Source organism: Streptomyces sp. NPDC059477 (genome assembly GCF_042749375.1).
Lineage (GTDB): Bacteria > Actinomycetota > Actinomycetes > Streptomycetales > Streptomycetaceae > Streptomyces.
On the sequence record NZ_JBHYUG010000010.1, the window covers coordinates 93246 to 111362 of the forward strand.

General features: G+C 72.7%; 13 protein-coding genes and 1 CRISPR repeat array. Of the genes, 7 read left to right on the forward strand and 6 right to left on the reverse strand.

Annotated elements, in window-relative coordinates; translation table 11 throughout:
- Positions 1-2 precede the first annotated feature (2 nt).
- Positions 3-1412, reverse strand: a complete 1410-nt coding sequence (locus ACFXAZ_RS07880; protein ID WP_384586438.1) for a M1 family metallopeptidase — start codon at positions 1410-1412, stop codon at positions 3-5.
- Positions 1413-1450: 38 nt separating this feature from the next.
- Here ACFXAZ_RS07880 and ACFXAZ_RS07885 point away from each other — a divergent pair, with 38 nt between their 5' ends.
- On the forward strand, positions 1451-1951 hold the full coding sequence (locus ACFXAZ_RS07885; protein WP_384586440.1) for a hypothetical protein: 501 nt from the start codon (positions 1451-1453) through the stop codon (positions 1949-1951).
- A 396-nt stretch (positions 1952-2347) separates the two neighbouring features.
- Here ACFXAZ_RS07885 and ACFXAZ_RS07890 read toward each other — a convergent pair whose 3' ends face one another.
- Positions 2348-3088, reverse strand: a complete 741-nt coding sequence (locus tag ACFXAZ_RS07890; RefSeq protein ID WP_384586442.1) for a pentapeptide repeat-containing protein — start codon at positions 3086-3088, stop codon at positions 2348-2350.
- Positions 3089-3233: 145 nt separating this feature from the next.
- On the opposite strand from ACFXAZ_RS07890, the gene ACFXAZ_RS07895 reads away from it, so the two are divergent.
- Both ACFXAZ_RS07895 and ACFXAZ_RS07900 read left to right on the forward strand, forming a co-directional pair.
- Complete coding sequence (locus tag ACFXAZ_RS07895) at positions 3234-4415, forward strand: NAD(P)-binding protein (RefSeq protein ID WP_384586444.1); 1182 nt, start codon at positions 3234-3236, stop codon at positions 4413-4415.
- A gap of 119 nt (positions 4416-4534) precedes the next feature.
- On the forward strand, positions 4535-5515 hold the full coding sequence (locus tag ACFXAZ_RS07900; RefSeq protein WP_384586446.1) for a zinc-binding dehydrogenase: 981 nt from the start codon (positions 4535-4537) through the stop codon (positions 5513-5515).
- Positions 5516-5624: 109 nt separating this feature from the next.
- Positions 5625-5957: direct repeats of the CRISPR family, unit length 28 nt; unit sequence GGAACACCCCCGCGTGCGCGGGGCCGAC.
- A gap of 533 nt (positions 5958-6490) precedes the next feature.
- Here the strand turns inward: ACFXAZ_RS07900 and ACFXAZ_RS07905 are convergent.
- The gene (locus ACFXAZ_RS07905; RefSeq protein ID WP_384586448.1) at positions 6491-7033 is read right to left on the reverse strand and encodes a hypothetical protein; all 543 of its coding nucleotides are present in this window, start codon (positions 7031-7033) and stop codon (positions 6491-6493) included.
- 164 nt (positions 7034-7197) lie between these two features.
- Positions 7198-8445: a helix-turn-helix domain-containing protein gene (locus tag ACFXAZ_RS07910; RefSeq protein WP_384586450.1), complete on the reverse strand. Its 1248-nt coding sequence runs from the start codon at positions 8443-8445 to the stop codon at positions 7198-7200.
- Positions 8446-8522: 77 nt separating this feature from the next.
- Between ACFXAZ_RS07910 and ACFXAZ_RS07915 the strand changes: the two genes are divergently transcribed.
- The 3 genes from ACFXAZ_RS07915 (at position 8523) to ACFXAZ_RS07925 (ending at position 12030) form a co-directional block, all read left to right on the forward strand.
- On the forward strand, positions 8523-9146 hold the full coding sequence (locus ACFXAZ_RS07915) for a 2'-5' RNA ligase family protein (RefSeq protein WP_384586452.1): 624 nt from the start codon (positions 8523-8525) through the stop codon (positions 9144-9146).
- Between the two features lie 969 nt (positions 9147-10115).
- Positions 10116-10331 (forward strand): hypothetical protein, encoded by a 216-nt coding sequence (locus ACFXAZ_RS07920; RefSeq protein ID WP_384586454.1) that lies wholly within the window; start codon positions 10116-10118, stop codon positions 10329-10331.
- Positions 10332-10515: 184 nt separating this feature from the next.
- Positions 10516-12030: an MFS transporter gene (locus tag ACFXAZ_RS07925; protein ID WP_384586456.1), complete on the forward strand. Its 1515-nt coding sequence runs from the start codon at positions 10516-10518 to the stop codon at positions 12028-12030.
- 90 nt (positions 12031-12120) lie between these two features.
- Here ACFXAZ_RS07925 and ACFXAZ_RS07930 read toward each other — a convergent pair whose 3' ends face one another.
- Together ACFXAZ_RS07930 and ACFXAZ_RS07935 are read right to left on the reverse strand one after the other, a co-directional pair.
- A complete protein-coding gene (locus tag ACFXAZ_RS07930; RefSeq protein ID WP_384586458.1) occupies positions 12121-15450 on the reverse strand; it encodes a Tat pathway signal protein in 3330 nt (1109 codons plus the stop codon).
- Between the two features lie 121 nt (positions 15451-15571).
- Entirely contained in the window at positions 15572-16969 is a 1398-nt protein-coding gene (locus ACFXAZ_RS07935; RefSeq protein ID WP_384586460.1) for an NAD(P)/FAD-dependent oxidoreductase, read from the reverse strand.
- A 139-nt stretch (positions 16970-17108) separates the two neighbouring features.
- Between ACFXAZ_RS07935 and ACFXAZ_RS07940 the strand changes: the two genes are divergently transcribed.
- Positions 17109-17987, forward strand: coding sequence for an aminoglycoside phosphotransferase family protein (locus ACFXAZ_RS07940; RefSeq protein ID WP_384586462.1), 879 nt, complete (start codon positions 17109-17111; stop codon positions 17985-17987).
- The last annotated feature ends 130 nt before the right edge of the window (positions 17988-18117 follow it).

The following is an 18117-nucleotide window of genomic DNA, read 5'->3' on the forward strand; positions in this document are numbered from 1 at the left end:
GGTCACGGCTTACCGGGTTTCCCCTCCCCGTACAGCCAGTCCTCCCAGATGGGGGCGAGATTCCGGTCCGGGGCGGCCAGGGACTGCGCGTATCTCATGAAATCCTCCGTGTCCGCCGTCGCGTGGCGGTGCGCGCCCGGCCAGTCCCGCAGGAGGGTGTCGAAGGCCTTGTCGCCCAGCGCCCCGCGGAGTTTGTGCAGGACCATCGCCGCGCGGTCGTACACCGGGCGGCCCGAGATGTCCGCCGCGCCGGGCGGGTTCCCGGGCGGGAAGGACCAGACGGCCTTGTTGTCGGCCGGGTCGGGGTAGTACGTGTCGGCGTACAGGGCGTCGAAGGTCTGCTGGGCGGTCAGACCGCCCTGGTCCTCCTCCCACAGCCACTCCGCGTACGTCGCGAAACCCTCGTTGAGCCACATGTCCCGCCAGGTCTTGGGCGAGACGGAGTTCCCGTACCACTGGTGGGCCAGCTCATGCACCAGGAGACGGGTGGTGGGGGCGCCGGGGAAGACCGGGCGGTTCTGGGTCTCCAGGGCGTAGCCGAGCGCTCCCGCGCGGTCGACCACAGCGCCGGTGGAGGAGAAGGGGTACGGCCCGAAACGGTTCTGCGACCACTCCAGCACCTCCGGGACACGGGCCAGCACCGCACGGCTCGCCCGCGTCTCCGCCGGGTCGACGGCCGTGTACACCGGGAGGCCGTCCCGCGTCGCCGTACGGCTCACCTCGTACCGGCCGATCGCGACCGTCGAGAGGTACGAGGCCATGGGCTCCGCGGTGCGCCAGGTGAAGGTGGTGCGTCCTTCCGCCGTCCGCTCCGCCGCCAGTTCGCCGTTGGAGACCGCCGTCAGGCCCTGCGGGACCGTCACCGCGATGTCGTAGGTCGCCTTGTCGGACGGGTGGTGGTTGCCCGGGTACCACGCCATCGAGCCCACCGGCTGGCCCAGCGCCAGCGCCCCGTCCCCGGTCGGCAGCCAGCCTTCCTTCGAACCGTCCGGGTCGGTGATCGTCTGCGGCTCGCCCGCGTAGCGGACCGCCACCCGGAAGTCGGCGCCCTTGGTGAGGCCGCCGGGCGCGACGACCGTCAGTTCCTGGCCCGAGCGCTCGAAGTCGGCGGTCTTTCCGTCCACTTCCACCGCCTCCACCGTCATGCCCTTCAGATCCAGGTTGAACGCGGAGAGGTCCTCCGCCGCCCTCGCCGTCAGCAGGGCCCGGCCCGTGAGGTGGCGGTCGTCGGGGGTGTAGGCGAGGTCCAGGGCGTAGTGCGTGACGTCGTAGCCGCCGTTTCCCGCCTTCGGGAAGTACGGGTCGCCCGCGCCCGCGCCGCCCCGGGCGCCCGGTTCGCCGTCCGTCGTGACGCACGCCGTCAGGGTGAGGGCCAGGGCCAGGTGGGGGACAACAAGCGCGAATCGGGGCACGTCCGCGATCCTATGGCGGCCGTGACACCATCACCTCCGTGCTCGACATCGGCTATGCCCTCTCCAACCGGTTTCCCGACCCGCCGCAGACCGACTACCGGCGCGCCGATGTGCACGCGCTGCGGCACGATCTGTTCTGCGGTGATGTCTATCTCGCCGACACGGAGACGGACCGGGAGGTGTCCACCGCCTGGGGATGGGTCCCGGTGCTCGACTTCGCCTGGGCGCTGTGCGACATCGTGGAACGGATCGACCGCGACCCCGCCGGCTCCCGCGCCAGCCGCCCCCAGCACGCCGAGCTGGACTTCACCGAGTCCACCGACCGGCTGTTCTTCGAGCGCCGCTTCGGCTGGGTGGACATCGACGCCGACTGGATGTCGGCCGACGAGCACCCGCTGAGCTTCTCCCACACCGAGCTGCGCCGCGAGGCCCGGGACTTTCTGCACGACCTGCTCGCCGACCTGATCGACCTGCACGACGACCTCGGGGAGAACCCGGCCGTCTGGACGCTCCAGGCCCGCTTTCCCCGCGTCTCCTGAGCCAAGCCGCCGGACGCGGCGAGCGGATGCCGTACCGGGGGCCGATGCGGTGAGTGGCCGCCGATGCGGTGCGTGATGGCGGGTGGGGTGGGTGGTGGCGGGTGGGGTGGGTGGTGGCGGGTGGGGTGGGTGAGCAGATGCGGTGGGTGGGGAGGTGGGGCGGGTGGGGCAGATGCGGCAGTTGGGGCAGATGCCGTGCGTCACAGCAGCCCGCCACCGTACGCCCGTACGCCCGTACGGCCGCCGCCCTACGCCCGTACAACCGCCGCCGTACGCCCAGCAGCCCCCGCGGTAGGCCCAGCAACGGTCGCTGTACGCCCCCGTGCAGCCGCCGCACCTCACCGCAGCCCCAGCACCTCACCGAGCCCGCACCCCCGCCCGCCGCCCCCCGCCCGCTCACAGCACCCGGATTCCCAGCTCCGCCGCCAGTACCGGGGCCAGGTCCAGCAGCTGGCCCGGTGAGATCACCGCGCCGGCCAGCCGGTCCACTCCTCTCGCGATGTCCAGCGAGAGCACGCCCCGCAGATCCACGTCCGTGAGCGTCGCCGCGCTGAAGTCCACCCCCGTCAGCGTGCAGTCCACGAACTCCACCCGCTCCAGCCGCGCCCCGCCGAAGTCGGGCTCGACCAGCACACACCCCTCGAACACCACGTCCTTCAGCCGGGCCGTGCGGAAATTGGCGTAGTCGATCTTTCCGCCCCGGATCAGCACCCGCTCCAGCACCGACCCGTGCAACTGCACCCCGCCCAGCCGCGCGTCCCGCACCTCCACGTCCCGGAGCGTGGACTCCGCGAGATTCGTGCCGACCCCGCGCGGCCCGGACAGCACCGAGTCCAGGAAACGGGCGCGGTGCAACCGGGTCTCGTCCAGCGCGCACCCCGTCAGCGCGCAGTCCATGAACCGGGCCCCGCCGCCGTCCTGCCCCGCGAAGTCGCCGTCCTGGAACTCCAGCCCGTCGTAGTCCCCGTCCGGCTCCAGTCCCTGGCCCTCGTACGGCTCCAGCGGGGGGAGCCGCACCTCCGGGCGCCGGGCGGGCTTCACCCGTGCCGCCCTCGCCCCACGACCGTCCCCGGACGCCCCCGTACCCGCCCCGGCACCCGCACCACGCACTCCACCCGCCGCCGCTCGCCTCACCATGCCCCCATCCTGCACCCCACCACTGACAATCCCCCTGACCTGCGGAAACAACCAACCCCGGGACCCATTCCCACCCCCGATGTCACATTCCGGGCCGCCCGACGGTCGTACACGCAAGACCTCCGACCCAAGGGAGACCACGCCCATGGACCGCATCACCGTCATCGGCGGCGGCTTCGCCGGACTGACCGCCGCGATCACCGCCGCCGAGGCGGGCGCCGACGTCACCCTGCACGAGGCCCACCACACCCTCGGCGGACGGGCCCGTACCGCCGAGGGGACGTACCGGACGAACGACGGCCCGCACGCCCTCTACAACGGCGGCCCCCACTGGACCTGGCTGCGCGAGCGCGATCTGATCGGGCCGCTCGCCACGATCCCGCCGCTGGAAGGGGCCCGGTTCCGGCTGCGGCACCACGGACGGCTGCGCCGCACCCCGCCCTTCGCGATGCTCAGGCTGCTGCGCCTGGGCGCCGACCGAGCCCCGGTCGACGTCGATTTCCGCACCTGGGCGACCGAGCGGGTCGGTGCGGAGGGCGCCCGTGCCGCCGCGCACTACGCCGCCGTGGCCCTCTTCCACCACGACCCCGGCGCGTTGTCCGCCGCGTTCGTGCAGGAGCGGCTGCGCCGCGCGACCAGGCTGCCGCCCGAGGCGCACTACCCGCGCGGCGGCTGGGCCACGATGATCGACCGGATGGCCGCCCACGCCTGGAACCTCGGCGTCCGGGTGGAGACCCTCTCCCGCGTCGCGACCCTGCCCACCGACACCCCCGTCATCGTCGCGACCTCCCTCGCCGCCGCCCGCCGCCTCCTCCAGGACCCCTCGCTGACCTGGACCGGCGGCCGTACGGCCCTGATCGATCTGGCGGTACGGACCCGGCGCGGCGACCCGTTCATCGTGTCCGACCTGGACGCGCCGGGCTGGCTGGAACGGTTCACCGCGCAGGATCGCACCCTCGCCCCGGCCGGCGAGCAGCTGATCCAGGGGCACATCCCGATCGGCCCCGAGGAGTCCCGCGCCGACGGCATCGCCCGCGCCGAACAACTGCTCGACCTGGCCTTCGAGGGCTGGCGCGAGCGCGTGACCTGGCGACGCGAGGCCCTGGCCAACGGCCGTACGGGGGCCGTGGACCTGCCCGGCACCAGCTGGCGGGACCGGCCCGCCGTCGATCGGGGCGCGGGGGTGTATCTGGTGGGCGACGAGGTGGCCGCGCCGGGCGTGCTGTCGGAGGTGTCCTTCACCAGCGCCCGCACGGCGGTGTCGCTGGCGCTGGGCCACCGCCCGGGGGACGTTCCCGGCACCACGCTTGACCTGAAGCAAGCTTGAGGTTGAAGAGTGGGGGTGTCGGGAGAGAGTCCGCGGCCCGCACGGCCGTGGCCCAGCCCAGCCCAGCCCAGGTCAGCCCAGCCCAGCCGGCCTGCTCGCTCATCCCCAGGGGAGCCCCCATGCACGCCATCCGTCTGCACACCTTCGGCCCGGCCGAGAACCTCACCTACGAGCAGGTCGCCGACCCGGTCCCCGGCCCCGGCCAGGTCCGTATCGCCGTGGCGGCGGCCGGGGTGCATCTGCTGGACACCGCCCTGCGCGAGGGCATGCAGGGGCCGCTTCCCCAGCCGACCGCGCTGCCCACCATCCCCGGCCGGGAGGTCGCCGGGACCGTCGAATCGCTCGGCGAGGGCGTCGCCGACCTGTGGCTCGGCATGCGGGTCGTGGTGCACCTGGGCTTCGCCCCCGGCGGGTACGCCGAACTGGCCGTCGCCGATGTCGACCGGGTCCACGAGATCCCCGCGAACCTCGACGCGGCCGAGGCCGTCGCCATGATCGGGACCGGGCGTACGGCGATGGGGATCCTGGGGTTCGCCGAACTGGGCCCCGGCTCGGTGATCGTCGTCCCGGCCGCCGCCGGAGGCATCGGCACGCTGCTGGTGCAGTACGGCAAGAACGCGGGCGCCACCGTGATCGGCCTGGCCGGCGGCCCGGAGAAGGTCGCCCGGGTCGCGGCGAACGGCGCCGATCTCGCCGTCGACTACAAGGACCCCGGCTGGCCGGCCAAGGTCCGCGCCCACCTCGGCGGCCGGCAGGTCACCCAGGTCTTCGACGGCGTGGGCGGCGACGCGGCCCGCGAGTCGGTCGCGCTGCTGGCCCCCGGCGGACAGCACATCGTCTTCGGCTGGTCCTCGGACGGACCGGCTCAGGGCGAGCCGTACCTCGTCGAGGGCGTCTCGGAGCAGGTCCTCGGGCCGGCGATGATGCGGAAGGCGGGCGGCGCCAACCCCATCCGCACGCTCGAACTGCGCGCCCTCGCCGAGGCCGCCGCCGGCCGTCTCGCCCCCGCCGTCCAGCGCTTCCCCCTCACCGAGGCCGCCACCGCCCACCGCGCCCTGGAGACACGGGGGACGATCGGGAAGGTCGTACTGGAGCCGTGACCCGCCCCCGGACGGATCAGGAACCGTGACCGGACCCCGCCCGATCTCGTCCCATCTGATCCTGCACGGGGCGGACGTGGAGATGCCGGTGAAGCTGAAGGTCCCCATCGGAACACCCCCGCGTGCGCGGGGCCGACGTCACCACCGCCCGCATAGGGCAGCGTGGGCGCGGAACACCCCCGCGTGCGCGGGGCCGACGAGGAGCCTGACCACGTAGGACGCCTGGTGCACGGAACACCCCCGCGTGCGCGGGGCCGACCGCTCCTGGCGGGCCCGCTCCTCCTGACGCTCCGGAACACCCCCGCGTGCGCGGGGCCGACTGCCGCACGATGGCCGTGTCCGATGGCCTGGGGGGAACACCCCCGCGTGCGCGGGGCCGACACGATCATTTGCGCCGAGTGCTGCACCCACCCGGGAACACCCCCGCGTGCGCGGGGCCGACGCTTTCTGACCTGCACTTCTATCCGGGAGTAGCCCCGTTTTCATTCAGTGGGATCGGGCTGAGGTCCCGGTCAGGGTGGGTCGATGGATGGCGAGTATGCACAACTATGTCTAGTACCCGGCTCGTTGTCGTTTTGGGGCGGGCCGCGCCAGTCTAGGAGTGCTCTGATCGTGACGCGCCGCTGGCGCAGGTGGTCCGGGCCGGGTTGGCGGGCACCGGCCGGGACGACAGTCCGGTCGGGGACATCGCCTCACGCCTCCGGGCCGGAGAGGCGGGGAACCTCGGGCCGTGGTCCCTGGCCGGTTCGGCAGCGGGGGCAGCGGCACGGGGGCCAGGGGTGGGAGACGGTGGTGAGGGGTCCCGGGGTGGGCCGGTGGGTGCGTCGTACGGTGGGGCCGGTGCGCTGGCCGTCCGGGCCGACCCGGTACGTCTCGATGGTCATGCGGGAGGTGCCCGGTGCGGGCCAGGTGCCGACGTTCACCGCGTCACCGCCCCACCCCGCCCGTGGCGGGGGCGGTCCTGACCGGTGCCGGTCATGGCTTCCCCCGACGGCTGGTGGAATGCGGGTGGTGGCGTCGGATGAGGACGTTCATGTCCGACACCCGGGACCCGTCGCCCTCGGTGGCTGCCTTCACGCGCTCGCGCGCCCAGGCGTCGCACCGCTCGCAGCCAGGGAGCGGCTGCGGGGGCCGCAGGGGCAGCCCCAGGAGCGGGGGCGGCTCGGGGTGTCGCTGAGTCGTCACGCGGGGCGCCGCCCGTCCCTCATCAGGCGGCGCAGGCCGACGCCGGTGGAGCAGTTGTCGGCGTCGCCGGTGCACTGCCCGCACAGGGGGGGCGTGGTCCAGCAGCGCCCGGTACGCCTGCTGTCCGGTGTGGGTGCGGCAGGCGCGCGGGAACCAGCGGACTCCGTCGCCCTGGCGCTCGCCGAGATCGACCGCAATCCCTGTCGGCAGCGGCTGCTCGGAGGCGTCCCAGACGCAGACCGCACCCCGCACCTGCGCGTCGGTCAGCGCGTCGGCTGGTGGGAGGAGGAGGCCGAATGCCTCGGCCGGGATGTCGTGGACAGCGCTGCTCATGGGCGTCCCTCGATGCGATGCGATGCGAAGTGGTGCCGGACCGGAACCCTGGTGGGGGAAGTTCGGCCGACACCGCCGTTCAGTGGACGCACCGTAGAACTGGGCGCAAGTGGCGTGACAGGGACGCTGCGCACCACTTTCATACGCGAGTAGGGCGCTGCGTCCTACCCGTCCAGGTGGAGTCGGTCGGCGAGTTCGGTCACGGGTGAGGTGCGCCGCCGCTCGCGGTCGCGCAGCTCTGCGACGACACGGCGCGCGGTGCCGTGGTAGCGCATCCACTCCGGGGCGTCCTGCTCGGCTTTCAGGAGCGCTTTGGTGGCCTGCTCGTCACGCTCAAGGTCGGAGTACGCCAAGGCGCGGTCGACGTGGAAGCGGGCCCGCCAGGTGGGAGGAAGAGACGCGATGCCCGGCACCGTACGGGCCGTGGTGATCGCGTCCTGACTTCTTTCCATCTCGACCAGGAAGTTGACCTTGGCCACTCCCGTGTTGGTGGGGCCGAAAGGGGTCGCGTAGTCGAGCCGGTCGGTGCCGATGCCGGCCGCAGCGCCTGTCGCCATCCGCAGCAGCTCGTCGACGCGGTCGTACTTGCCTTCCCCCTGCCGCACGGTGGCCGTGGCCGCGCGCAGCAAGAGGATGCCCCACAGGGACAGTTCGAGCGGCGGAGAGCGGAAACCGGGCTCGATCCGGTCGGCGTAGCTCAGGGCGACCCGCTCGGCGTCCTCCAGCCTCCCCTGCCGTGTGAAGATCCAGGCCAGGGTGGATGCGCCGATGGCCTCCAGATGGGGGTCGTCGGAGCGTCGGGCGGCGTCCGTCCCGCGCTCTATCGCGGTGTACGCGGCATCCTCCTTGCCCAGCGCGGTGAGCGTGGTGGCGGCGACTTGGTACGCCTCGGCGAGCACCGCGTACGCCGCCGCCTGCGAGGCCCCGTTGTAGGCGCGGGCGGCTGCCTTCGCGTCACGGATGAGCTGGGGCAGGAGCGCTCCGATCTCGCCCATGCGGCCCTCGCGGCGGATGCGCTCCGTGGAGTCGAGGGAGGCGCGCAGCGCCCCCATGGTGGGCGGTTCCTCGGCGTCGGACTCCTCACCGAGGAGGTCACCGATCGGGGAAACCGCCTGCCGCAGCGCGAGAACCGACGGGGCGTCTCCCTCACTGTTCGCCTCGAAGGTGGTGGGCTGACCGACCAGCGCGGACGTCTCAACGTCGAGCGCGCGGGCAAGCCGGTTGAGGGTGGACAGCCGGGCCGTCAACCGCCTGTTCTGCTCCAGCTTCCGCACGGTGTCCACGGACACGCCCGAGCGCTCGGCCAACTGCTCCTGCGTGAGTTTGCGTCGGGCTCGCAGTCGGCTGATCCGGTCACCGATGCTCATCTCGTCCTCGTACCGCATGGTCACCCCCGCCAGGTGGATATCCATCCACGGTACGCCTGTGTGTCATCGCGACAGATGCGAGAGTGGTGTGCCGACCCCCCTGGCCTGATTTGATTTCGGGCATGACGAATCGTCCCGAAGCGATGCGGAACCATTGGTGGTGGCGGCCCGGTTGGAGTGCGGGCCGCCGCTTCTACACCTGGCATCTCACCTTCGAGGGCCAGGATGACGTGCACCGCTTGGCCGCTGAGTACCGAGCCGTGCTCGCCCCGCTCGGAGAGAGCCTCACCCCCATCCCCGACGAGTGGCTGCATCTCACCATGCAAGGCATCGGATTCGTGGGCGAGATCGAGGAAGCCGACGTCCACGCGATCACCGATCGGGCGCGCACCCGTCTGTCGCAGTTGCCCGCACTGGACCTGGAGATCGGACCGGCAGTGCTCGACCCTGAGGCCGTGCTCCTGCCCGTCCGCCCAGACGGGCCGGTGCGGGCAGTGCGGGCCGCCATTCGCGAAGCCATCGGCGATGTACTCAGCGAAGTACCGGAGAAGGCCGACGGGTTCACCCCGCACCTGTCCGTCGCCTACAGCGCGGGCGACGGCCCTGCGGACCCCGTCATCCGCGCTCTGGACACAGCCGACGTGACACCCGCCAGCGCCTACATCACCGCAGCCGAACTCATCGTGATCAATCGCGACAATTACATGTACGAGTGGGAGTCTTTCGCCAAAGTGCCGCTCGGATAGCACCACACCGGACGACGAAATGCTCCCCTGCCCGGAGGCGAGAGGGGGGAGTTGAGCAGAGCCGCGACGCGAACTCCCACGTCACCCCGGTGCCCGGCCAACCAGCCGCCAGATGCAGCAGCCGGTCCGGCCTATCAGTCCAGGTCGGCACAGGCCATGGCGACCGCGAGCACCATGTCAGGGACGCCGCTCAGGCAGAGCGCCGCCCCCGTGATCGGATCAGCTACATCGCGCGCGCCTCGTGCAGCACCGGCACACCAGTCACCACCGCAGAGTCTCGCCCGCAACGAGGGAACATCCCCGCGTGTGCGGGGCCGACGCGTACCGGGTCCCGATGTTGGTCAGGACGACCGGAACATCCCCGCGTGCGCGGGGCCGACCCACGGTGCTTCCGCACATACATGTGCGGGCTCGGAACATCCCCGCGTGCGCGGGGCTGACGCTTCCTGGCCTGCACTTCTATCCGGGAGAAGCGTCGATTTCATTCAGTGGGATGGGGCTGAGGTCCCGGTCAGGATGCGTCAATGGATTGCGAGTATGCGCAGCTATGTCCAGTCCACCGCTCGTTGCCGTTTGGGCGGGGGCCGCGCCAGTCTAGGAGTGTTCGGATCGCGATGCGACGCTGGCGCATGTGGTTAAGCCGGAGTTTGGCAAAGTGGGCAGAATCCTTCCTCGGCACCAGCAAAGCCCCAGGTCGACGCCTGTGGTCCCCGCGCACGCGGGGGTGGTCCCAGGTCGTACGCGTCGCCGTCGGCGGCGAGGGTGTGGTCCCCGCGGACCCGACCCAAAAGCCTGACCGCCCCCCGACCTGATCTGCAACCGTGGCCGACCCCAGCCCGACCAGGAACCGTGGCCGGGCCCCGACAGCCACAACGGTCACCCGTCACCCGGGGCCGGACCCCGGGCAGGTCCGTATCGCCGTGGCGGTCGCCAGCGTGCACCTCCTGGACACCGCCCCCGCGCGAGGGCATGCAGGGGCCGCTGCCCCAGCCGACCGCGCTGCCCGCCAGCCCCGGCCGGGAGGTCGCCGGGACCGTCGTCGAATCGCTCGGCGAGGGCGTCGCCGGGCCGGGGTGTGCCGGGGGCGAAGCCGAGGTGCACCACGACCCGCTCGCCGAGCCACCGGTCGGCCCCGGGCCCGGGCCCGGCCCCGGCGCACCCGACCCCGGGGCCGGATCGAGGTGAGGATCAGGGGAGGGATCGGAGCCCGGATCAAGGCCCCGGTCGAGGTGGGGATCGGCCTGGGCATCCGGGTGCCGCCCGCCCCGGCACAGGAGCCGGCACCGGAGCCGGCACCGGAGCTGGCACAGCAGCCGGCACCGGGGCCGCCCAGGATGCGCCCCCTCCCGATCCATGGTCGACTGATCGCGTGAGTGTCACCCGACCAGGTGAGCCCTCCGCGGAAGCCGATCCCCGTCGCTGGTGGGGCCTGGTGATCATCGGTCTTGCCCAGCTGATGGTGGTTCTGGACGCGACCATCGTGAATATCGCGCTCCCCTCCGCGCAGCACGACCTGGGCATCTCGAACGGCAACCGCCAGTGGGTCATCACCGCCTACACGCTCGCCTTCGGCGGTCTGCTCCTGCTCGGTGGCCGGATCGCCGACCTGGTGGGCCGCAAACGTACCTTCGTGATCGGCCTGATCGGGTTCGCCGCCGCCTCCGCGCTGGGCGGCGCGGCCACCAGTTCCGGGATGCTCTTCGGCGCCCGTGCCCTCCAGGGCGCCTTCGCCGCCGTACTGGCCCCCTCCGCGCTGTCCCTGCTGACCACGAACTTCACCGACCCCAGAGAACGCGGCAGAGCGTTCGGCATCTACGGCGCCATCGCGGGCAGCGGGTCGGCGATCGGCTTCATCGTCGGCGGGCTGCTCACCGAGTACCTCAACTGGCGCTGGTGCCTGTACGTCAACGTCCCGATCGCGGTCATCGCGGTGTTCGGCGCGCTCTCCCTGCTGCACGACAGCGACCGCCGCCCCGGCGCCCGGCTGGACATCCCCGGCGTCGTGCTGGGCTGCGGCGGCCTGGTCGCGATCGTGTACGGCTTCAGCGAGGCGGAGTCGCGCGGCTGGACCGACTCGCTGGTCCTCGGCCTCTTCGCGTTCGGCGTCGCCCTGCTGGCGGCGTTCGTCTGGTGGCAGAACAGGGCGACCCAGCCCCTGCTCCCGCTGCACATCATCAAGGACCGCAACCGCGCCGGCTGCTTCCTGACCATGACCCTGGCCACCATCGGACTGTTCGGCCTGTTCCTCTTCCTGACGTACTACCTCCAGGGCATCCTCGGCTGGTCGCCCGTGCGGACCGGCCTCGGCTTCCTGCCGCTGACCGTCGCCATCATCATCGGCTCGACCCAGATCTCGGCCCGGCTGCTCCAGCATGTCTCGCCGCGCACCCTGATGGTGCCCGGCATGCTGCTGGCGGCGGGCGGCATGCTGCTGCTGACCCGGATCACGATCCGCTCCGACTACGCCACCGAGGTCCTCCCGGCGCTGCTGCTGATGGGCCTCGGCATGGGCCTGACCTTCATGCCGATCTTCGCCACCGCCACCGCGGGCGTCGCCCCGCAGGACTCCGGCGTCACCTCGGCGACCGTCAACACCTCCCAGCAGGTGGGCGGCTCCATCGGCACGGCCCTGCTCAACACCATCGCCACGACCAGCACCGCCGCCTACCTCACGGCGAACCTCACCAACCCCGCCGACCGCGCCCGCGTCCTCGCCGAGGGCACCGTCCACGGCTACACCGTCGCCATCTGGTGGGCGGCCGGCGTCATGGTCCTGGCGGCCCTGGTGGCCGGCCTGATGGTCACGGCGAAGCCCCCGAAGTACACGGCGAGGACGAGCAACCGGGTCCCGGAGTCGGTCACCTCGACGGAGGGGCGGCCGTAGCGCGGGAGGGGCGCCCCGGCCCATGTCGGCCCCGGAACGCCCCTGCTGTCCCTTCCCTCCCGTCAGTCACCGGCGAAGGTCACCGCCGCCTCACTTCACCACCGCCTTCGTCGGCTTGCTCAGCGACGACCCGTCCTTGTGCCCGGTCCGCTTGGCGACCACCTTCACGGTGATCTTCTTGCCCTTCTGCGCCGACTTCAGCACCAGCGAGGACTTGGTGGCCCCGCCGATCGCCGCGCCATTGGCGTACCACTGGTACGTGTAGCTGGTCGGCGCCGGTGTCCAGGTCCCCTTGGTCGCCTTCAGGGTCCGGCCGACCTTCGCGGTGCCGCTGATCACCGGCGCCTTGGTGGCCTTCGGCGCGTCCCCCTTGGCCACGGTCACCGCCGCCGAGGTCGCCGACCCGCTCTGCCAGCCGGACCGCAGCGCGGTCACGGACACCGTCAGCTTCTTGCCGAGCGCCGCGGCGGGCACGGTGTACGACTGCCCCGTGGCGCCGGAGATCGCCCGGCCGTCGGTCTTCCACTGGTACGTGTACGAGGTGGGCGTCGCCGACCAGCTGCCCGGCGCGGCGGTGACCTTGGCGCCCACCTTGGCCGTGCCGGTCACCTTGGGCGGGGCCGTGCTGGTGAGCTGCGGCGGGGTCACCGTGAAGGTGCCGCGCGAGAACTCGCAGCAGCCCGCGTACACGCTGACGTTCCAGCTGCCGGGTGCCGCGCCGGTCAGATCGAGGGTGGCCGTCACGGACCTGTGGTCGGGGGCGACGGAGTCCGCGACCGCCTTGATCGTCCTGCCGTTGAGGCTCAGCCGGACCTCGGTACCCGGGCCGAGCGCGGTGCCGGTGACGGTGACCTTGGTCCTGGTGCCGGAGGCCCCGGTGGTCGGGCTGACGGCGGTGACCGCGACCTTGTCCGGTCCGCACAGCGACGAGAAGCAGTTCAGCCGGGCGCGGTAGGCGGTACCGGCCGCCTGCTCGGGCAGGCCGAGCAGGAAGACGCTGGGGCCGGGCACGGCGGACGACTCGCTCGCGGCGCACTGCCAGCCGGTCGGGACGTACCGCACGCAGCCGTTGCTCCAGGTGGAGCTGTAGAGCGCGGGCACCGCCGTGGTGGTGGCGCCGGTGGTGTCGGTGATCTCCGCGTTGAAGCGGTCGAGCCCGGCGGTCGGCAGCACCGCGCACACCGCGGTGCGGCTCTCGTCCAGGGTGCCGGTGATGGGACCGTAGCCGTACGCCACCGAGGGCACCCGGGTGCACTCGGGCGCCGGACCGGCCGCCGTCCCGATCCGCAGGGCGTCCAGCCGGTAGCCGGGGGCGGCCGTCAGCCTGGCCGGGGTCTGCACCAGGACCTGGTGGGTGGTGGAGCCGGTCACCGCGCAGGAGCGGTTGCGGAAGGAGCACTCGACGGTGCCGTCCCCGGCGAACACCACGATGTTGGCGGAGCCCTGCGCGTCCCGTACGTCCACGTGCACGACGTCGGTGGCCGCGCCGGTGGTGATCTGATGGCACGTCAGGGTGCCGGCGGCGCCGGACGTGCCCTTCAGGGACGGCCCGCCGACCTGGACGGCCGCGCTCTTCGCGCAGCCCGCCGAGGCGGCGCTCGCGGTGACGTCACGCCGGGTCAGGGTGTAGCCGGCGGCCTGGTCGCGGCCGGTGACCAGCACGGTGTGCCGCTGGCCAGCGGTCAGCGAGCAGGCCGTCCAGCCGCTGGTGGTCGAGTAGACCTCGCAGACGCTCCGGCCCGACCCGTCCAGCACCGAGAACCGTGCCGGTACCGCGCCGGAGACGGCGGTCAGCTGGAAGACCTCGGTGCGGGCCCGCGTACCCGCGGGGACCGCGAAGCACTGCGCGAAGACCCCGTCGCCGGTGCTGAAGGCGGCCTCGGCGCCGCCCGCGGCGAAGCTTCCGGCGGGCAGCACCGGGCAGTCGTTCGCCGCGTCGGTGCGGTACAGGGCGACGCTGTACGGGCCGACCGCGTACTCGCCGCTGTCCTCGGTGTGCACCAGCACCCGGTAGGGGGCCGTCCCGGTCAGCGCGCAGTCGCCGTTCGTGAGCTGGGTCGCCGAGCACTGGGCGGTGCCGGTGCGGTCGAAGACCTCCACGTCGATGTCCACGCCGGACGCCGCGCTCGGGGTGAGGGCGGCCATCCGGGCGCCCTGCGGCAGGTCCAGCGTCAGACAGTCGTACTGCCCAGCCGAGCGCAGCTCGCCCCGGTACAGCCCGGTCCCGACCGGCACGCATCCGGCGGCGGAGGCGCGGTCGAGCAGCAGCAGATCGTCGTCGGTGACGCCGAAGAGGTACGACTCCTCCAGGACGGCGGTGTAGCGGCCCGCGGCGGGCAGCTCGCAGGGGTCGATGGCGTAGCAGGCGATCTTCCCGGCCGGGTCGAACACCATGACGGGCCCCGCGGATTCGGCGTCGACCGCGTGGACCAGCAGGTCCCGGGCCTTGTCGACGGTGAACGTGAAGCAGGGGGTGGCCTGGAAGTCCAGGCCCTCGATCGGCCCGAAGGGGCGTACGGAGGCGGTCCGGCAGCCCTGGGGGTCGGACAGGGAGCGGGCCCTGACCGCGTACTCGGCGGGGAAGCCGTTCTGCGGGTCGGTGACCCGGGAGAGCACGCGGTAGGGGCCGTCGCCGGGCAGCACACAGCTCAGGGAGTGCGCGCCGTCCTCCGCGAAGCGCGGGCAGATCCGGGCGCCGGTCCCGTCGGTGATCCAGGCGACGACACCGCCGTACACCTTGGTGCTCCGGCTGAGCAGCACGCGTTCGCCCGGCTCGCCGGTGAAGGGCTGGCAGTCGATCTGCACCGGGCTCCCCGCCGAGCGGGCGGCGGTGGGCTGGTCCCAGCCGGTGCCGGCCGGGGCGAAGCAGCCGTCGGTGGCGGCGCCCAGCGGGACGAGGGTGAGGGAGACGTCGGCCGTGTCCCAGCCGCTGTTGGTGACCGTGACGGTGTAGTCGCCGGCGGCCGGGATCCGGCACCGGCCGTCCTCCTGGAACTCCTCCTCGTAGCAGTCCACGGGGGTGCCGTCGGCCGCTGTCAGCTGCGCGTGCAGATCACCCGCCGGATCGTGCACCGTCAGCAGATGCTCGCCCGCGGCCGTGGCCGTCACGCTGAAACAGGCGCTCTGCCCGACGGGCACGGTGGCCTTGCCGAGGGCGTCACCGGGGTCGCCGAAGGGGGCGAGCGGGAGGGCGGCGCAGGGGGCGTCGGCGGCGGAGCCGGTGGCTGTACCGGTACCGGTACCGGTGGCTGTGCCTGCGGCTGCGGTTGCGGTTGCGGCAGCCGGGGTCGCGACGCTCAGGGTGAGCAGGGAGGCGAGCAGCGACAGGAACGCGGCGAATCCGGCGGACCGGGCGAGGGCCCGCGCCCGTCTCTCGCGTCTCGTGCGCCACGCGGACGCACCGGAAATACGGCCGGTCATGCAATCCCCCCAGGATCAGTGACAGTTGAGGGGATAGTGGCACACGGGTACGACAGCACACGCACAGGTTTTCGCCGGTCGGCGGCACGCGGGACGGCCCGCCGCGCGGAACCGGCACGCCCTAGCCGCGCCCCGCCACCCGGTCCGCCGCCCGGGCCAGCAGCGAGGACCGCGCCCCCGGTGCCGTGAACTCCCGCCGGTCGGCGGCCCGGTAGGTGGCGTACATGCCCTGGACGCCGAGCCAGCGCAGCGGCTCCGGCTCCCACTTGCGGACCTTGTGGCCGACCCACGGCAGCTCGGTCAGGTCGGTGCGCCCGCCCTGACCGGAGTCCTGCTGGACCAGATCCCGCAGGGTGCGCGCGGCGAGATTGGCGGTGGCGACGCCCGAACCGACGTAGCCACCCGCCCAGCCGAGCCCCGTCGAGCGGTCCAGGGTGACGGTCGCGCACCAGTCGCGCGGCACGCCCAGCACGCCCGACCAGGCGTGCGCGACCCGGACCGGCGCCAGCGCGGGGAACATCTGTACGAGGATCTCGCGCAGTGCCTCGACGGTCGCCGCCTGCGTACGGCCGTCGTTGTCGGTGCGCGAGCCGAAGCGGTACGGGACTCCGCGCCCGCCGAGCGCGATCCGTCCGTCGGCCGTGCGCTGGGCGTACATATAGGCGTGGGCCATGTCGCCGAGGGTCTCGCGCCCGGCCCAGCCGATGGCCTCCCACTGCTCCTCGGTGAGCGGCTCGGTGGCGATCATCGAGGAGTTCATGGGCAGCCAGGTGCGCCGCTGGCCCTTGAGGGAGGCGGTGAAGCCCTCGGTGCAGCGCAGGATGTAGGAGGCGCGGACGGTGCCGTACGGGGTGACCGCGTGCCGCGGCCGGATCTCGGTGACCGGCGTCGACTCGTGGAGAATCACGCCGAGCGCCTCGACGGCCGCCGCGAGGCCGGTCACCAGCTTCACCGGGTGGATGCGGGCCCCGTGCGGGGTCCAGGACGACCCGACGGCGTCGCTGACCCGGACCCGGGCGGCGGTCTCCCGGGCGCCGTACAGCTCCAGGCCCTTCCCGCCGTACGACAGCTCGTGCTCGTGCTCGGCCTTGAGGCGGGTGAGCTGGGCGGGGGTGCGGGCGACGGTCAGCACACCGCCCTTGTGGACGTCGGCGTCGATGCCTTCCGCGCCGGCCGCCCGGATGACCTCGTCCACGGTGTCGTCCATGGCCCGCTGGAGCCGTACGGCGGCGTCCTTGCCGCGCAATTTCGCGTACCGGTCGCGTCCCGCGATGCCGTTGTAGAGCCAGCCGCCGTTGCGCCCGGAGGCCCCGTACCCGCAGAACTTCTGCTCCAGCACCACGACCCGCAGAAAGGGCGCGGCCTTCTTCAGGTAGTAGGCGGTCCACAGCCCCGTGTACCCGCCGCCGACGATCACCACGTCCGCGTCGGTGTCACCGGACAGGGGCTCCCGGGGCGTGGGAAAGCCGTCCTGCGCGTACCAGAAGGAGACACCACCGTTCACGACACTGCTGCTCATGGGCCGGACGGTAACCCGTGGACACGCCCCCTGTCTCCTACGGATTCAGTGGTTCTGCACGACGAAAACCGAAGGGATCGAAGGACTCGAAGGGGAAATCGCGGGCAGGCGGCGGTCGTACGTCCGTAAGGTCCCGCTGATGACGGAGATTCCGGAGACGTTCGCGGCGGCCCAGGCGAAGTACCACGGCGAGACCGGCCGGGCCTTCGTCGCCCGGCTGCCGGCGCTGGTGGCTGACTTCCTGGACCGCTGGAGCCTGCGCCCCGACGGCCGTCCGATGAGCGGTATGGCCGCGCTGGTGGTCCCCGTGGTCCGCGCGGACGGCACGGACGCGGTCCTCAAGCTCCAGCCCGTCGACGAGGAGACGGAGGGCGAACCGCTGGCCCTGCGCACCTGGGACGGCGACGGCGCGGTCCGCCTCCTGGACCACGACCCGGCCACCGGCACGATGCTCCTGGAACGCCTGGACCCCGCCCGGACACTCGCCCACCACCCCGACACCCACGAGGCGGTCCTGATCGTCGCCCGCCTCCTGTCCCACCTCACGGCCACCCCCGCGCCGGACGCCCTGCGTTCCCTGGGCCCACTGGCCACCACCCTGGTCGACCGCACCCCCGAGGCCCTCCCCCACGTCCCCGACCCCGCGACCCGCCGTCTCCTCGCCGACTGCGCCGCCGCCGTACGCGAGGTCATGGACACCCCCGGCGACCGGCTCCTGCACTGGGACCTGCACTACGGGAACGTCCTCGGCGCCGACCGCGCCCCCTGGCTCGCCATCGACCCCAAGCCCCTCTCCGGCGACCCCGGCTTCGACCTCCTCCCCGCCCTCACCAACCGCTACGACCCCACCGACATCGACTGGCGCTTCGACGCCCTGACCGACACCCTCGCCCTGGACCGCGACCGGGCCCGCGCCTGGACCCTCGCCCGCGTCCTCCAGAACTGCCTGTGGCAGATCGAGGCCGGGAGGGGGGTGGGGGCGGAGCTGGTGGAGATCGGGGGGCGGGTGCGGGGGTGACTCGGATGGGGCGGCGACGGTGGGGAGCGACTCTCCCCTCCCTCCCGAACGAGCACTCCTCCTGGCCTCCCCCGCGGCTTCTGCGCCGGAGTCGACCGTGCCGTAAGGACCGATGAAAGCGCCCCGGAAC

What these genes read in the sequence shown, in the direction of transcription:
- ACFXAZ_RS07915 (WP_384586452.1), top strand. Translation starts at nt 8,523, where the DNA reads ATGACGAATCGTCCCGAAGCGATGCGGAACCATTGGTGGTGGCGGCCC.
- ACFXAZ_RS07895 (WP_384586444.1), top strand. Translation starts at nt 3,234, where the DNA reads ATGGACCGCATCACCGTCATCGGCGGCGGCTTCGCCGGACTGACCGCC.
- ACFXAZ_RS07910 (WP_384586450.1), bottom strand. Translation starts at nt 8,445, where the DNA reads ATGGATATCCACCTGGCGGGGGTGACCATGCGGTACGAGGACGAGATG.
- ACFXAZ_RS07920 (WP_384586454.1), top strand. Translation starts at nt 10,116, where the DNA reads ATGCAGGGGCCGCTGCCCCAGCCGACCGCGCTGCCCGCCAGCCCCGGC.
- ACFXAZ_RS07935 (WP_384586460.1), bottom strand. Translation starts at nt 16,969, where the DNA reads ATGAGCAGCAGTGTCGTGAACGGTGGTGTCTCCTTCTGGTACGCGCAG.
- ACFXAZ_RS07905 (WP_384586448.1), bottom strand. Translation starts at nt 7,033, where the DNA reads ATGAGCAGCGCTGTCCACGACATCCCGGCCGAGGCATTCGGCCTCCTC.
- ACFXAZ_RS07900 (WP_384586446.1), top strand. Translation starts at nt 4,535, where the DNA reads ATGCACGCCATCCGTCTGCACACCTTCGGCCCGGCCGAGAACCTCACC.
- ACFXAZ_RS07930 (WP_384586458.1), bottom strand. Translation starts at nt 15,450, where the DNA reads ATGACCGGCCGTATTTCCGGTGCGTCCGCGTGGCGCACGAGACGCGAG.
- ACFXAZ_RS07940 (WP_384586462.1), top strand. Translation starts at nt 17,109, where the DNA reads ATGACGGAGATTCCGGAGACGTTCGCGGCGGCCCAGGCGAAGTACCAC.
- ACFXAZ_RS07890 (WP_384586442.1), bottom strand. Translation starts at nt 3,088, where the DNA reads ATGGTGAGGCGAGCGGCGGCGGGTGGAGTGCGTGGTGCGGGTGCCGGG.